Consider the following 13,952-nt stretch of genomic DNA (forward strand, 5'->3'; position numbering starts at 1 on the left):
CCCGCCGGTGCGGCGGGGGCCCTCCTCGCGTCCGGGCTCAGCCCAGGTGGGTGCGCACCGCCTCGGCCAGGGTCTGCGCGACCGCCTCGGCCTGCACCGGGTCGGCGGCCTCGACCATCACCCGGACCAGCGGCTCGGTGCCCGACGGGCGCAGCAGCACCCGGCCGGTGGCGCCCAGCTCGGCCTCGGCCCCGGCGACCGCGGCGGCCAGCTCGGTGCTGGTCCCCGCCCGGGACTTGTCGACGCCCTTGACGTTGATCAGGACCTGCGGCAGCCGGGTCATCACGGCGGCCAGGTCGGCCAGCGGCTGCTTGGTGGCGGCCAGGCGGGCGCCCAGCATCAGGCCGGTCAGGGTGCCGTCGCCGGTGGTGGCGTGGTCCAGCAGGATGACGTGGCCGGACTGCTCGCCGCCCAGCGCGAAGCCGTGCTCCTTCATGGCCTCCAGCACGTAGCGGTCGCCGACGGCGGTCTCCACCAGCTCGACGCCCTCGCGCTCCATCGCCAGCTTGAAGCCGAGGTTGGACATCACGGTGGCCACCGTGGTGTTGCCGCGCAGGGTGCCGGCCTCCTTCATGGCCACGGCGAGGATGGCGATGATCTGGTCGCCGTCCACCTCGTTGCCGTCGGCGTCGGCGGCCAGGCAGCGGTCGGCGTCGCCGTCCAGGGCGATGCCGAGGTCGGCCTGGTGCTCCTTCATCGCGGTGCGCAGCCGGTCCAGGTGGGTGGAGCCGACACCGTCGTTGATGTTGAGGCCGGTGGGCTCGGCCCCCAGGGTGTGGACGACCTCGGCGCCGGCCCGGGCGAAGGCCTCGGGGGCGACGTAGGCGGCCGCGCCGTGGGCGCCGTCGATGACGACCTTGACGCCGTCCAGGCGGTTGGGCAGCACGCCGATCAGGTGGGCGACGTACTTGTCGAAGCCCTCCGTGTACTCGCGGACCCGGCCGACGGCGGCGCCGGTCGGGCGCTTCCAGTCCTCCTCGCCGAGCGTGTGCTTGCGGTAGTGGGCCTCGATCGCGTCCTCGATCCGGTCGTCCAGCTTGTGGCCGCCCCGGGCGAGGAACTTGATGCCGTTGTCCGGCATGGCGTTGTGGCTGGCGGACAGCATCACGCCGAAGTCGGCGCCGAGCGCGCCGGTGAGGTAGGCCACGGCGGGGGTGGGCAGGACGCCGACCCGCAGGACGTCGACTCCGGCGCTCGCCAGACCGGCGATGACGGCGGCCTCCAGGAACTCGCCCGAGGCACGCGGGTCACGGCCGACCACCGCGACCGGCCGGTGGCCGTCGAAGGCGCCGGCCTCGCCGAGCACGTGCGCCGCCGCGACGGACAGCCCGAGCGCGAGCTCCGCCGTCAGTCCCTCGTTGGCCACCCCGCGTACGCCGTCCGTACCGAAGAGTCGTCCCACTGTCCCGTCCTCCATCACCACTGCTCGGAACCAACCGATGATCCCGGCCGCCGCACAGTAGCCGGGGAACACGTCGCCCCGGAGTACGCGTGGTACTCCGGGGCGACGGTTGTTGCGCATCCAGGGGGTGCGCCGCCAGGGCGGACCGCACCCCCTGGGACGCGATTAGCGCTTGCTGTACTGCGGCGCCTTGCGGGCCTTCTTCAGACCGGCCTTCTTGCGCTCGACGGCGCGGGCGTCACGGGTCAGGAAGCCGGCCTTCTTCAGCGCGCCGCGGTTGTTGTCCACGTCGGCCTCGTTCAGGGCACGGGCGACGCCGAGGCGCAGCGCGTAGGCCTGGCCGGACACGCCGCCACCGCTGATGCGGGCGACGACGTCGTAACGGCCGTCCAGCTCCAGGAGCTTGAAGGGCTCGTTCACGGTCTGCTGGTGCACCTTGTTGGGGAAGTAGCCCTCGAGGGTGCGACCGTTGATCTTCCACTGGCCGGTGCCGGGGACGATGCGCACGCGGGCGATCGCCTCCTTGCGACGGCCCAGGCCGGCGCCGGGGACGGCCTCGCCGAAGCGGCCGGCCAGCGACTCGGAGGTGTAGCTCTCCTCGGAGGTGTACTCGCCCTCGACGACGGTCTCGTCGAAGTCGACCTCAAGGGTTTCAGTGGTCTCGGCCACGGTGTTCCTCAGCTCTTTTCAGTGTTGGGGGGCTTGGTGGCCGAATTACTGCGCGACCTGGGTGATCTCGAACGGCACCGGCTGCTGGGCAGCGTGCGGGTGCTGGTCGCCCGAGTAGACCTTCAGCTTCGAGAGCATCTGGCGGCCCAGGCTGTTCTTGGGGATCATGCCCTTGATGGCCTTCTCGACGGCCTTCTCCGGGTTGTTCGCCAGCAGGTCGTCGTAGCGCACCGAGCGCAGACCGCCCGGGAAGCCCGAGTGGCGGTAGGCCAGCTTCTGGGTCTTCTTGTTACCGGACAGGTGCACCTTGTCGGCGTTGATGATGATGACGAAGTCACCAGTGTCAACGTGCGGCGCGTAGATCGCCTTGTGCTTGCCCCGGAGGAGGTTGGCGGCCTGGGAAGCCAGGCGGCCCAGCACGACGTCGGTCGCGTCGATGACGTGCCACTGACGCTGGACGTCGCCGGGCTTGGGGCTGTACGTACGCACGGTCGTAGCCTTCGCTTTTCAGTGAGTGAGTCCTGACAGGAGCACCCGGACGGAAGAGCAGCCTGGCCAACCTTGGACGCAATTCAAGGTGGACCGCTGGTCGTCGACCTGATGTCTCCGGCGTACCGACCTCTCACGTGAGATAGAGCGAGCCAATACGCACATCAAGCGTCCAGGTTACCGGCACGATCCGAAGGGGTCAAAACTCGCCGTGAACCCCCCTGGCCGTCACTCAGCGTTCGCGCTCCACCCGGGTCACGTCCCAGACCGGCTCCGACGACTCGAACACCCGGCCGTCGGCCCCGAAGACCAGGAAGCGGTCGAAGGTCTTGGCGAACCAGCGGTCGTGGGTCACGCACAGCACGGTGCCCTCGAAGGCCTCCAGCCCGGCCTGCAGCGCCTCGGCGCTCTCCAGGTCCAGGTTGTCGGTCGGCTCGTCGAGCAACAGGGCCGTCACACCGGAGAGTTCGAGCTTGAGGATCATCAGCCGGGCCTGCTGTCCGCCGGACAGCGACTCGAACTTCTGCTCCTCCTGGCGGTCCAGCTCGTACCGTCGCAGCGCGCCCATCGCGGCGCCGCGGCTGAGCGCGTGCTCCTCCTCGACGATCGAGCGGACGGTCCGGCCGAACAGCTCCGGGTGGGCGTGGGTCTGCCGGAAGTGGCCGGGGACGACCCGGGCGCCGAGCTTCCAGTCGCCGGTGTGCGCGACCGTCGTGTCGCCGGCCAGCAGCCGCAGGAGGTGCGACTTGCCGGCCCCGTTGGCGCCCAGTACCCCGATCCGCTCGCCGTAGAAGACCTCCAGGTCGAAGGGCTGCATCAGGCCGGTGAGCTCCAGCCGCTCCATGGTGAAGGCGCGCATGCCGGTGCGACCGCCCTTGAGCCGCATGGTGATGGACTGCTCGCGCGGGGGCTCCTCCGGCCGGCCGGCCTCCTCGAACTTCTTCAGCCGGGTCTGCGCGGCGGCGTAGCGGGTGGCCAGGGCGTGGCTGACCGACGCGGCCTGGCGCAGGGTGACGACCAGCTTCTTGAGCTTGGCGTGCTCCTCGTCCCACCGCCGGCCCAGTTCCTCGAAGCGCGCGAACCGGTCCTTGCGGGCCTCGTGGAAGGAGTCGAAGCCGCCGCCGTGCACCCAGACGCTGCTTCCGGCGGCACCGGACTCGACGCTGATGATCTTCTCGGCGGTGCGGGAGAGCAGCTCGCGGTCGTGTGAGATGTACAACACCGTCTTCGAGGTGGCCTTGATGGCCTCCTCCAGCCAGCGCTTGCCGGGGACGTCCAGGTAGTTGTCGGGCTCGTCGAGGAGCAGCACCTCCTCGGGCCCGCGCAGCAGCGTCTCCAGGACGAGCCGCTTCTGCTCACCACCGGAGAGGGTGTTCAGGCCGCGCCACTGGGCCTTGTCGAAGGGCACGCCGAGGGCCGCCATGGTGCAGACGTCCCAGTCGGTCTCGTAGTCGTAGCCGCCGACGTCGGCCCAGTCGGAGAGCGCCTGGGCGTAGGCCATCTGGGTCTTCTCGTCGTCCTGGGCGATCATCGCCAGCTCGGCGGCGTCCACCGCGCGGGCGGCGACGGCGATCCGCTCGGGGGCGACGGACACCAGCAGGTCGCGGACGGAGGCGTCGGCGGGCAGCGCGCCCGGGGTGGCCTGCTGGTCCTCGCGGCCGGTGGTGCCGACGAACTGGCGCATCACGCCGAGCCCGCCGCTGATCGTCACCGAGCCGCCGTGCGGCTGGATGTCCCCCGCGATCATCCGCAGCAGGGTGGTCTTGCCGGCGCCGTTGGCGCCGACCAGCGCGACCGCGGCGCCCTCGCCGACCCGGAAGGACGCGTCGTCGAAAAGCACCCGCCCGTCCGGCAGGTAGTACTCAAGGTGCGAAATCTCGACGTGTCCCATGAGGAGGATTGTCCCAAGCGGACGCCCCCGGCCAAAACGGATTACGTCACAGCGGGCTGTCCCGGGAGGGTGCGCATCCGCCGGGCCGCCCGGTTGCGCTCGGCCAGCTGGTCGTCCGGCGGGTAGCCCACCTCCTCCAGCGTCAGCCCGTACGGCCGGATCACGTTCACGGCCGAGTTGCGCACCCCGCCCGCCAGCACCTCGCCGGGGAACTCCACCGGCCGGTGCCCGTCGCCGACCAGCAGCATGGCGCCGACCAGCGCCCGGACCATGTTGTGGCAGAAGGCGTCGGCCCGGACGGTGGCGACCGCGAGCGAGCCCTCCTGGGCGGCGTACGGGTCCACCGGGACGCGGTCCCAGTGCAGCTCCAGCAGGGTGCGGATGGTGGTGGCGCCCTCGCGCTTCTTGCAGTACGCCGCGAAGTCGTGCTCGCCGAGCAGCAGTTGCGCCGCGGCGTTCATCCGGTCCAGGTCCAGCGGGCGGTCGTGCCAGAGCACGTGGCCGCGCAGCAGCGGGTCCACGCCACCCGGGTGGTCGGCGACCCGGTACGCGTACCGGCGCCAGACGGCCGAGAAGCGGGCGTCGAACCCGGCCGGCGCCTCGCCGACCCGGTAGATCCGGACGTCCCCGGGGAGCCGTCCTGCCAGCCGGCGCAGCAGCTTCTCCCGGTGGGCCTCCCACAGCTCCGCCGGCAGGTCGACGTGCGCGACCTGGCCGCGGGCGTGCACCCCGGCGTCGGTGCGGCCGGCCACGGTCAGCGGGAACAGCTCCGGGCTGCGGGTGACGATCTGCAGCGCGCTCTCGATCTCCTCCTGGACCGTCCGGCGGCCGCCCTTCTGGCGGGCCCAGCCGGAGAACTCGGCGCCCTGGTAGGCGAGGTCGAGCCGGACCCGGACGTACCCGTCGGCCGGGCCGTCCTTCACCGGCGGCTGCTCGGCGCAATCGTTGACCACTGCTTCTCTTCTCCCGGGGTCCTCGAAAGACAGGAACGGGCCCGCTCCCCCATCACTGGGAGAGCGGGCCCGCGAACACCTAGAGGTGTCAGGCCTGCTCGGCGGCCTCGGCCTCGTCGGCCTTGGTCTCGACGGCGGCGGCCTCGTCGGCCTCCTTGACCGCGCGCTTGGTGGCGGCCTCAGCCTCACCCACGGCGGTCTGCGCGACGGTCAGCGCCTCGACCAGCTCGATCACGGCCATCGGGGCGTTGTCGCCACGACGGGGACCGATCTTGGTGATGCGGGTGTAGCCACCCGGGCGGTTCTCGTAGCGCGGCGCGATCTCGGTGAAGAGGGTGTGCAGCACGGCGATGTCGGTGATCGTCTTGCGAACCAGGCGACGGTTGTGGATGTCGCCCTTCTTCGCCTTGGTGATCAGCTTCTCCGCCAGCGGGCGCATCCGACGGGCCTTGGCCTCGGTCGTGGTGATGCGGCCGTACTGGAACAGCTCCCGGCACAGACCGGCGAGCAGCAGCGGCTCGTGGTGCGGGCCGCCGCCGAGGCGGGCACCCTTGGTGGGACGCGGCATGGATTTACTCCTCGAATCTCCGACTGCGGCCGTACCAGGTACCGCAGCGGGCGTACGGGCACTGTGCCCGCACGACTTTCACGACGACGGGGGCGGTTCCGGGGAACCGCCCCCGCGGTCAAGTCTCTCAGTACTGCTCGGTCTCCGCGTAACCCGCGTCGTCCAGGTCGTCGGCGCCGAAGGCGTCGGCGGCGGCGGTCGGGTCGAACCCGGGCGGGCTGTCCTTGAGGGCCAGGCCCATGCCGGCCAGCTTCGCCTTGACCTCGTCGATCGACTTCGCACCAAAGTTGCGGATGTCGAGCAGGTCGGCCTCGGAGCGGGCGACGAGCTCACCCACGGTGTGGATGCCCTCGCGCTTGAGGCAGTTGTAGGAGCGGACCGTGAGCTCCAGCTCCTCGATCGGCAGCGCCAGGTCGGCGGCCAGGGCGGCGTCCGTCGGGGACGGGCCCATGTCGATGCCCTCGGCGTCGATGTTCAGCTCGCGAGCGAGACCGAACAGCTCCACCAGGGTCTTGCCGGCCGAGGCCATGGCGTCACGCGGACGCATGGCGGGCTTGGTCTCGACGTCGACGATCAGCTTGTCGAAGTCGGTCCGCTGCTCGACACGGGTGGCCTCGACCTTGTAGGTGACCTTCAGCACGGGGCTGTAGATCGAGTCGACCGGGATGCGGCCGATCTCCTGGCCGGAGGCCTTGTTCTGGACGGCGGAGACGTAGCCGCGACCGCGCTCGACGGTCAGCTCCATCTCCAGCTTGCCCTTGCCGTTGAGGGTGGCGAGGACCAGCTCGGGGTTGTGCACCTCGACACCCGCCGGCGGGGCGATGTCGGCGGCGGTGACGACACCCGGACCCTGCTTGCGCAGGTACATCACGACCGGCTCGTCGTGCTCCGAGGAGACGACCAGCTGCTTGATGTTGAGGATGAGGTCGGTCACGTCCTCCTTGACGCCCGGCACGGTGGTGAACTCGTGCAGGACGCCGTCGATGCGGATGCTGGTGACAGCGGCACCCGGGATCGACGACAGGAGCGTGCGGCGCAGGGAGTTGCCGAGGGTGTAGCCGAAGCCCGGCTCCAGCGGCTCGATCACGAACCGCGAGCGGAACTCGTCGACGACCTCTTCGGTCAGCGACGGACGCTGAGCGATAAGCATGGGGGATGTTCCTCCAGTTGTCTTCGGCACCCACTATTTGATGCCGACAGGACCAAGCGTACGGGCTCCCGCAGGAAGCGACGAATCACTGTGTGTGGGAGCCCGTACGAGGTTTCAAGCAGTACTACCGAGTGCCCGAAGGCGCTGCGTCAGACGCGGCGGCGCTTCGGCGGACGGCAGCCGTTGTGCGGGGTGGGGGTGACGTCCTGGATCGAGCCGACCTCCAGGCCGGTGGCCTGGAGCGAACGGATCGCGGTCTCGCGGCCGGAGCCCGGACCCTTCACGAAGACGTCAACCTTGCGCATGCCGTGCTCCTGCGCGCGACGGGCAGCGGCCTCGGCGGCCATCTGCGCGGCGAACGGGGTGGACTTGCGCGAGCCCTTGAAGCCGACGTGGCCGGCGGAGGCCCAGGAGATCACGTTGCCCGCCGGGTCGGTGATCGAAACGATGGTGTTGTTGAACGTGCTCTTGATGTGCGCGTGGCCGTGAGCGACGTTCTTCTTTTCCTTGCGGCGGATCTTCTTCGCGCCGGCAGCCTGACGACCCTTGGGGGGCATAAGTCTGTTCTCCTACTGAGGTGGTCGGTCCGCTGACCCGCGGGCCGGAGGGATGTCCGGTTACGGGACGGACTACTTCTTGCCCGGCTTCTTCTTGCCGGCGATCGCGCGACGCGGGCCCTTGCGGGTACGCGCGTTGGTGTGGGTGCGCTGGCCGCGGACCGGCAGGCCACGGCGGTGACGCAGACCCTCGTAGCAGCCGATCTCGACCTTGCGGCGGATGTCGGCGGCCACCTCACGGCGGAGGTCACCCTCGACCGTGTAGTTGGCGTCGATGTACTGGCTCAGCTTGACCAGGTCTTCCTCGGTGATGTCGCGAACGCGGACATCCGGGTTGACGCCGGTCTCGGCGAGGGTCTGCTGGGCGCGGGTACGGCCGATGCCGTACACGTAGGTGAGGGCGATCTCGATCCGCTTCTCACGGGGGAGATCAACGCCGGCGAGGCGTGCCATTCAAGGCTCCTGTGATTCTTCAGAGGTCTTGCGTGCTACCTACTCCGACACCTCACGGTGAGGGAGCCCCGGCCTCTGACCGGGGGCGGCAGTCCGTTCCGGACGGAACGGATCGGGTAGCCAGCTCATGACGTTTTCGCGTCGCGCGAAGTACTACGAGAAATGCTGGGGAGAGATCAGCCCTGGCGCTGCTTGTGGCGCAGGTTGTCGCAGATCACCATGACCCGGCCGTGACGGCGGATCACCTTGCACTTGTCGCAGATCTTCTTGACGCTCGGCTTGACCTTCATGCTTCAGGTTCTCCGGGTCTAGATCTGACGTTCTTACTTGTAGCGGTAGACGATCCGGCCGCGCGTGAGGTCGTAGGGGCTGAGCTCCACGACGACCCGGTCGTCCGGCAGGATGCGGATGTAGTGCATGCGCATCTTGCCACTGATGTGCGCGAGGACCTTGTGACCGTTCTGCAGCTCGACCTTGAACATCGCGTTCGGAAGAGACTCGATCACGGTGCCCTCGATCTCAATGGCGCCTTGCTTCTTAGCCATGAACTGCGAGATCCACCTTCCGGGACCGGCTACCGTATGCGGAACGCTCGTGCGAACCTGGGTTCACCCCGTCCCCGAGGGGAAGAGGGCGCGCTGAAGCACGCTACGAGTGAGCCGACGGTCCATCCTACGCCAGCGCGTCCGGTGGACCAAAACGGGGGTCCCGGAAAGCGGTACCCGTCACATCTGCTACATCAGACCCCGGCGGACACCGTCAGCGGCTCGACGTGCGCGGTGCAGGCCGAGCAGCGGCGGGCGGCCTGGGGGATCTCGGTGAGGCATTCGGGGCACGGGCGCTTCGGGGCCTTCGGCTTCTTCGGCAGGTAGCGCTCGGTCGCCTTGGTGATCGGCAGCACCACGCAGAAGTAGAGCACCGCGGCGGTCATCACGAAGGCGATGAGCACGTTGAGGAACTGGCCGTACGGGAAGGTGACCCCGGCCACCGTCGCCTTGTACGAGCTGAAGTCGCCGGCCGCGCCGACCACCACGCCCACCAGCGGGGTGAGGAAGGCGGACACGAAGCCGGTCACCACCGCGGTGAACGCGGCACCGATGACCACACCGACGGCCATGTCGACGACGTTGCCGCGCATCATGAAGTCGCGGAATCCCTTGAGCACGTACTCTCTCCTGCTCGCTCGTAAGCCGATACTGCTGACCACTGCCAGCCGATAAAAATAGGACAAAAGCCCTGGAGGTCCAAACCTCCAGGGCTCTGATCCCTTGTCAGCAGCGGCAGTTCGGCGTCGCCGCGACTACGCGAGCGGGTCCGGAGCTGCGGTGATGCCCAGCTTCGCCAGTTCGGCCTTGCCGCCGTCGAAGGCGGTCAGGACCAGCGGGCCCTGCTCGGTCACGGCCACCGAGTGCTCCCAGTGCGAGGCCCAGGTGCCGTCGTTGGTGACGACCGTCCACTCGTCGTCCAGGACGGTGGTGTGCGGGGTGCCCAGCGAGACCATCGGCTCGATCGCCAGCACGGTGCCGGGGACCAGCTTGGGGCCCTTGCCGCGGCCGCGCTCGACGTAGTTCAGGACGTGCGGCTCCATGTGCATCGCGGTGCCGATGCCGTGACCGCCGTAACCCTCGGTGATGCCCCACTTGCCCTTCGGCGGCAGCGGCTGGCGGCGGATGAAGCCCTCGATCGCCTTGGAGACGTCGACCAGGCGGTTGCCCTTCTTCATCTGGGCGATGCCGGCCCACATCGAGCCCTCGGTGACCCGGCTCAGCATCTCGACCTCGGGGCGGACCTCGCCGACCGCCACGGTGATCGCCGAGTCGCCGTGCCAGCCGTCCAGGATGGCGCCGCAGTCGATCGAGATGATGTCGCCCTCCTGCAGCGCCCGGTCACCCGGGATGCCGTGCACGACCTCGTTGTTCACCGAGGCGCAGATCACGCCCGGGAACCACAGGCCGCCGTGGTGGGCGCGGAAGTTCGAGGTGGCGCCGTGGTCGGTGATGACCTTGTCCGCGATGTCGTTGAGCTCCTGGGTGGTCACCCCCGGAGCGACCGCCTCGCGGCAGGCCTTGAGGGCCTCGGCGACGACCAGCCCGGCCGCTCGCATCTTCGCGATCTGCTCGGGGGTCTTGATCTCCACCATCTGGTCACGCCTTCCAAGTCCGGATTACCACTGCCTACAACCGTACGACGCCGAAACGGCCGGGCCACCCGCTGGGCGGGCGACCCGGCCGTACCGTCGTACGTTCGCCGAGAGACTCAGCTGTCCTGCTTCAGCGCCTCGATCGCGCGGGCGGTGACCTCGTCCACCTTGCCGAGGGCCGGGATGGTCACCAGGAGACCCTGCTCCTTGTAGTAACCGATGATCGGCTCGGTCTCCGTGTGGTAGACCTCCAGCCGCGTACGCACCTTGTCCTCGGTGTCGTCCGAGCGCTGGTACAGCTCGCCGCCGCACTCGTCGCAGACGCCCTCGGCCTTCGGCGGGTTGTAGTCCACGTGGAACACGTGGCCACCGTCGTTGCGGCACAGGCGGCGGCCGGCGATCCGGCGGACGACCTCGTCCTCGGGGACCTCCAGGTCCAGCACGCCGTCCAGCGTGATGCCCTGCTCGGCGAGGAACTCGTCCAGCGCCTTGGCCTGGCCCAGGTTGCGGGGGAAGCCGTCGAGCAGGAAGCCGTTGGCGGCGTCCTCCTGGAGCATGCGGTCCTTGGCCATCCCGATGGTGACCTCGTCCGGTACCAGACGGCCCGCGTCCATGTAGCTCTTGGCCTCGAGCCCCAGCGGGGTGCCCTGGCCGATGTTGGCGCGGAAGAGGTCGCCGGTGGAGATGTGGGGAATGGACAGGGTCTTGGCGAGCAGGTGCGCCTGAGTACCCTTCCCGGCCCCGGGAGGACCAACGAGGACGATACGCATCAGCGGAGGAACCCTTCGTAATTGCGCTGCTGGAGCTGGCTCTCGATCTGCTTAACAGTTTCGAGTCCGACGCCGACGACGATGAGAACGCTGGTGCCGCCGAACGGGAAGTTGGTCTGCTGTCCGAAGGCGACCAGGGCGATCATCGGGATCAACGCGATCAGGCCCAGGTAGAGCGAACCCGGCCACGTGATTCGGGTCAGCACGTAGTTCAGGTACTCGGCCGTCGGCCGGCCGGCCCGGATACCCGGGATGAACCCACCATACTTCTTCATATTGTCGGCAACTTCTTCGGGGTTGAAGGAGATGGCGACGTAGAAGAACGCGAAGAAGACGATCAGCAGGAAGTAGGTGGCCATGTAGATCGGGTGGTCACCCTTGACGAAGTTCGTCCGGATCCAAGTGGCCCAGCCCGCCTGGCTGTTGGTCAGCTGGACCACCAGGGCGGGGATGTAGAGCAGCGACGAGGCGAAGATGACCGGGATGACACCGGCCTGGTTCACCTTGAGCGGGATGTAGGTCGAGGTGCCGCCGAACGCCCGGCGGCCGATCATCCGCTTCGCGTACTGGACCGGGATCCGGCGCTGGGCCTGCTCGACGAAGATGACCAGCATCACGACGACGATGCCGACCGCGACCACGGACAGGAACTCGACCCAGCCGTCACCGATGGTGCCGGACTGCTTGATCGCCCACATCGAGGACGGGAACTGGGCCGCGATCGAGGTGAAGATCAGCAGCGACATGCCGTTGCCGATGCCGCGGTCGGTGATCAGCTCGCCCAGCCACATGATGACCGTGGTGCCGGCGGTCATCGTGAGGACCATGACGGCGATCCGGAACACGCCGGTGTCCGGGACGATCTGGTTGGCCAGCGGGCAGCCGGAGAACAGCGCACCGCTGGAGGCCGTCGCCACGATGCCGGTGCCCTGGAGCACGGCGAGCGCGATGGTCAGGTAGCGGGTGTACTGGGTGATCTTGGCCTGGCCGGCCTGGCCCTCCTTCTTCAGCATCTCCAGTCGCGGGATCACGACGGTGAGGAGCTGGAGGATGATGCTCGCCGTGATGTACGGCATGATGCCGAGGGCGAAGATCGTCAACTGGAGGAGCGCGCCACCGCTGAACAGGTTGACGAGCCCGAAGAGGCCGCTGTTCTTGGTCTCCTTCACGCACTCGTTCACGGCAGTGAAGCTCACGCCAGGAATCGGAATGTGCGAGCCCAGCCGGAACAGCACCATGATGCCCAGCGTGAACAGCAGCTTCTTGCGCAGGTCGGGCGTCTGGAACGCCCGCGCGAACGCACTGAGCACGGTGCCTCCTGCGCCTCCCGCGCGTCGTCGGCGGGAGGGTCGGTCCTGAATGGGGAGTTTGCGGTTCGGGCCCCCGTACAGACGGCACAGGCGAGCCTACGCGCAGCCTACAAGGGAACTCCACGGACTCTAACAGTGCGCGGCCACTCCGAAGAAGCGCGTACGGCCCGTCCCCCACTCACGGGGTACGGGATGCCCGGGTTTGCCACACAAAAGAACGACACAAAAGGACGACCGGAAAATGGCGCGAGCCCCGCACCTCCCGAAGGAGGTGCGGGGCTCGAAGCCGGGTGTCAGCGGGCTCAGATGAGCTCGTTGACCGTACCGCCGGCGGCCTTGATCTTCTCGGCGGCCGAGCCGGAGACGGCGTCGACCGTCACCTGCAGCGCAACCGAGACCTCGCCGGTGCCGAGCACCTTGACGAGGGAGTTCTTGCGAACCGCGCCCTTGGCGACCAGGTCCTCGACGGTGACCTCTCCACCCTGCGGGTAGAGCTCGGCCAGCTTGTCGAGGTTGACGACCTGGAACGTGATCTTGAACGGGTTCTTGAAGCCCTTCAGCTTCGGCAGGCGCATGTGGAGCGGCATCTGGCCACCCTCGAAGCGCTGCGGAACCTGGTAGCGGGCCTTGGTGCCCTTGGTACCACGACCGGCAGTCTTACCCTTGGAGGCCTCACCACGACCCACGCGGATCTTGTCGGTCTTGGCACCCGGGGCGGGACGCAGGTTGTGGATCTTGATCGGGTTCTCGCCCATGATCAGTCCACCTCCTCAACCGTCACCAGGTGACGGACCGTGTGGGCCATCCCGCGGATCTCGGGACGGTCCTCCTTCACCACGACGTCGTGCATGCGCTTGAGACCAAGCGAACGCAGGGTGTCACGGTGGTTCTGCTTGCTGCCGATGTACGACTTGGTCTGCGTGATCTTCAGGCGAGCCATCAGGCGCTCACCCCAGCAGCACGCGCCCGCAGCAGAGCGGCGGGGGCCACGTCCTCCAGCGGCAGGCCACGACGGGCGGCGATCTCCTCGGGGCGCACGAGGCCCTTCAGAGCAGCCACGGTGGCGTGCACGATGTTGATCGCGTTGTCGGAGCCGAGCGACTTCGACAGGATGTCGTGGATGCCGGCGCACTCCAGGACGGCGCGCACCGGACCACCGGCGATAACACCGGTACCGGGGGCGGCGGGCTTCAGCAGCACGACGCCGGCAGCCTTCTCACCCTGGATCGGGTGCGGGATGGTGCCCTGGATACGGGGGACCTTGAAGAAGTTCTTCTTGGCCTCCTCAACACCCTTGGCGATGGCGGCCGGAACCTCCTTCGCCTTCCCGTAACCGACACCCACGGTGCCGTCACCGTCGCCCACCACGACCAGCGCGGTGAAGCTGAAACGACGACCACCCTTGACAACCTTGGCGACACGGTTGATCGCGACGACGCGCTCGACGTAAGCGGTCTTCTCGACGGCGGGGGCGTTGCCCCGGTCGTCGCGCTTACGGTCGCGCCGCTCGCCACCGCCGGTGCCGCCGCCGGCGCCGCTACCGCGGCGCTGGGGTCCAGCCATTGGAATTACCTCTCTCGATTACGTCCGCCGACAGAGT

The 13,952-nt window shown here is 68.6% G+C and carries 18 protein-coding genes; all 18 read right to left on the reverse strand.

Annotated elements, in window-relative coordinates:
• Positions 1-37: 37 nt before the first annotated feature.
• A complete protein-coding gene (glmM, locus tag ABTY56_RS05400) occupies positions 38-1,402 on the reverse strand; it encodes a phosphoglucosamine mutase (protein ID WP_350626790.1) in 1,365 nt (454 codons plus the stop codon).
• Positions 1,403-1,567: 165 nt separating this feature from the next.
• Entirely contained in the window at positions 1,568-2,071 is a 504-nt protein-coding gene (gene rpsI, locus ABTY56_RS05405) for a 30S ribosomal protein S9 (protein ID WP_224273932.1), read from the reverse strand.
• Between the two features lie 45 nt (positions 2,072-2,116).
• Positions 2,117-2,560 carry a 50S ribosomal protein L13 gene (gene rplM / locus ABTY56_RS05410; protein ID WP_030055846.1) on the reverse strand — a complete coding sequence of 148 codons (444 nt, stop codon included), beginning with the start codon at positions 2,558-2,560 and terminating at the stop codon, positions 2,117-2,119.
• Between the two features lie 232 nt (positions 2,561-2,792).
• Positions 2,793-4,451 carry an ABC-F family ATP-binding cassette domain-containing protein gene (locus ABTY56_RS05415; RefSeq protein ID WP_350626792.1) on the reverse strand — a complete coding sequence of 553 codons (1,659 nt, stop codon included), beginning with the start codon at positions 4,449-4,451 and terminating at the stop codon, positions 2,793-2,795.
• 41 nt (positions 4,452-4,492) lie between these two features.
• A complete protein-coding gene (gene truA / locus ABTY56_RS05420) occupies positions 4,493-5,404 on the reverse strand; it encodes a tRNA pseudouridine(38-40) synthase TruA (protein ID WP_350626794.1) in 912 nt (303 codons plus the stop codon).
• A gap of 88 nt (positions 5,405-5,492) precedes the next feature.
• A complete protein-coding gene (gene rplQ / locus ABTY56_RS05425) occupies positions 5,493-5,972 on the reverse strand; it encodes a 50S ribosomal protein L17 (protein WP_350519919.1) in 480 nt (159 codons plus the stop codon).
• A gap of 127 nt (positions 5,973-6,099) precedes the next feature.
• Positions 6,100-7,122, reverse strand: coding sequence for a DNA-directed RNA polymerase subunit alpha (locus ABTY56_RS05430; RefSeq protein ID WP_030055844.1), 1,023 nt, complete (start codon positions 7,120-7,122; stop codon positions 6,100-6,102).
• A gap of 149 nt (positions 7,123-7,271) precedes the next feature.
• A complete protein-coding gene (gene rpsK, locus ABTY56_RS05435) occupies positions 7,272-7,679 on the reverse strand; it encodes a 30S ribosomal protein S11 (protein ID WP_030232513.1) in 408 nt (135 codons plus the stop codon).
• A 72-nt stretch (positions 7,680-7,751) separates the two neighbouring features.
• Positions 7,752-8,132, reverse strand: coding sequence for a 30S ribosomal protein S13 (gene rpsM / locus ABTY56_RS05440; protein WP_030259703.1), 381 nt, complete (start codon positions 8,130-8,132; stop codon positions 7,752-7,754).
• A gap of 176 nt (positions 8,133-8,308) precedes the next feature.
• Entirely contained in the window at positions 8,309-8,422 is a 114-nt protein-coding gene (gene rpmJ / locus ABTY56_RS05445; protein ID WP_003956441.1) for a 50S ribosomal protein L36, read from the reverse strand.
• A 33-nt stretch (positions 8,423-8,455) separates the two neighbouring features.
• The gene (gene infA / locus ABTY56_RS05450; RefSeq protein WP_003956442.1) at positions 8,456-8,677 is read right to left on the reverse strand and encodes a translation initiation factor IF-1; all 222 of its coding nucleotides are present in this window, start codon (positions 8,675-8,677) and stop codon (positions 8,456-8,458) included.
• Between the two features lie 194 nt (positions 8,678-8,871).
• Positions 8,872-9,297: a large conductance mechanosensitive channel protein MscL gene (gene mscL / locus ABTY56_RS05455; protein ID WP_350626797.1), complete on the reverse strand. Its 426-nt coding sequence runs from the start codon at positions 9,295-9,297 to the stop codon at positions 8,872-8,874.
• A gap of 135 nt (positions 9,298-9,432) precedes the next feature.
• On the reverse strand, positions 9,433-10,272 hold the full coding sequence (gene map, locus ABTY56_RS05460; RefSeq protein WP_350626799.1) for a type I methionyl aminopeptidase: 840 nt from the start codon (positions 10,270-10,272) through the stop codon (positions 9,433-9,435).
• A 116-nt stretch (positions 10,273-10,388) separates the two neighbouring features.
• Positions 10,389-11,042 carry an adenylate kinase gene (locus ABTY56_RS05465; RefSeq protein ID WP_350626801.1) on the reverse strand — a complete coding sequence of 218 codons (654 nt, stop codon included), beginning with the start codon at positions 11,040-11,042 and terminating at the stop codon, positions 10,389-10,391.
• Positions 11,042-12,352 carry a preprotein translocase subunit SecY gene (gene secY / locus ABTY56_RS05470; RefSeq protein WP_350519915.1) on the reverse strand — a complete coding sequence of 437 codons (1,311 nt, stop codon included), beginning with the start codon at positions 12,350-12,352 and terminating at the stop codon, positions 11,042-11,044. Before secY ends, ABTY56_RS05465 begins: the two co-directional genes overlap by 1 nt.
• A 302-nt stretch (positions 12,353-12,654) precedes the next feature.
• Complete coding sequence (rplO, locus tag ABTY56_RS05475; protein ID WP_350626803.1) at positions 12,655-13,107, reverse strand: 50S ribosomal protein L15; 453 nt, start codon at positions 13,105-13,107, stop codon at positions 12,655-12,657.
• 2 nt (positions 13,108-13,109) lie between these two features.
• The gene (gene rpmD / locus ABTY56_RS05480; protein WP_030055835.1) at positions 13,110-13,292 is read right to left on the reverse strand and encodes a 50S ribosomal protein L30; all 183 of its coding nucleotides are present in this window, start codon (positions 13,290-13,292) and stop codon (positions 13,110-13,112) included.
• Complete coding sequence (gene rpsE / locus ABTY56_RS05485) at positions 13,292-13,915, reverse strand: 30S ribosomal protein S5 (RefSeq protein ID WP_030055834.1); 624 nt, start codon at positions 13,913-13,915, stop codon at positions 13,292-13,294. The genes rpmD and rpsE overlap by 1 nt, the downstream gene beginning before the upstream one ends.
• Positions 13,916-13,952 lie beyond the last annotated feature (37 nt).

The organism is Kitasatospora sp. NPDC097691 (assembly GCF_040302665.1).
Classification (GTDB): domain Bacteria; phylum Actinomycetota; class Actinomycetes; order Streptomycetales; family Streptomycetaceae; genus Kitasatospora.

Bases quoted from the DNA above. Each gene is read 5' to 3' on its own strand.
- ABTY56_RS05415 (WP_350626792.1), bottom strand. From the start codon at position 4,451: ATGGGACACGTCGAGATTTCGCACCTTGAGTACTACCTGCCGGACGGG.
- rplQ (WP_350519919.1), bottom strand. From the start codon at position 5,972: ATGCCGCGTCCCACCAAGGGTGCCCGCCTCGGCGGCGGCCCGCACCAC.
- ABTY56_RS05430 (WP_030055844.1), bottom strand. From the start codon at position 7,122: ATGCTTATCGCTCAGCGTCCGTCGCTGACCGAAGAGGTCGTCGACGAG.
- rpsK (WP_030232513.1), bottom strand. From the start codon at position 7,679: ATGCCCCCCAAGGGTCGTCAGGCTGCCGGCGCGAAGAAGATCCGCCGC.
- rpsM (WP_030259703.1), bottom strand. From the start codon at position 8,132: ATGGCACGCCTCGCCGGCGTTGATCTCCCCCGTGAGAAGCGGATCGAG.
- rpmJ (WP_003956441.1), bottom strand. From the start codon at position 8,422: ATGAAGGTCAAGCCGAGCGTCAAGAAGATCTGCGACAAGTGCAAGGTG.
- infA (WP_003956442.1), bottom strand. From the start codon at position 8,677: ATGGCTAAGAAGCAAGGCGCCATTGAGATCGAGGGCACCGTGATCGAG.
- map (WP_350626799.1), bottom strand. From the start codon at position 10,272: ATGGTGGAGATCAAGACCCCCGAGCAGATCGCGAAGATGCGAGCGGCC.
- ABTY56_RS05465 (WP_350626801.1), bottom strand. From the start codon at position 11,042: ATGCGTATCGTCCTCGTTGGTCCTCCCGGGGCCGGGAAGGGTACTCAG.
- rplO (WP_350626803.1), bottom strand. From the start codon at position 13,107: ATGGGCGAGAACCCGATCAAGATCCACAACCTGCGTCCCGCCCCGGGT.
- rpmD (WP_030055835.1), bottom strand. From the start codon at position 13,292: ATGGCTCGCCTGAAGATCACGCAGACCAAGTCGTACATCGGCAGCAAG.
- rpsE (WP_030055834.1), bottom strand. From the start codon at position 13,915: ATGGCTGGACCCCAGCGCCGCGGTAGCGGCGCCGGCGGCGGCACCGGC.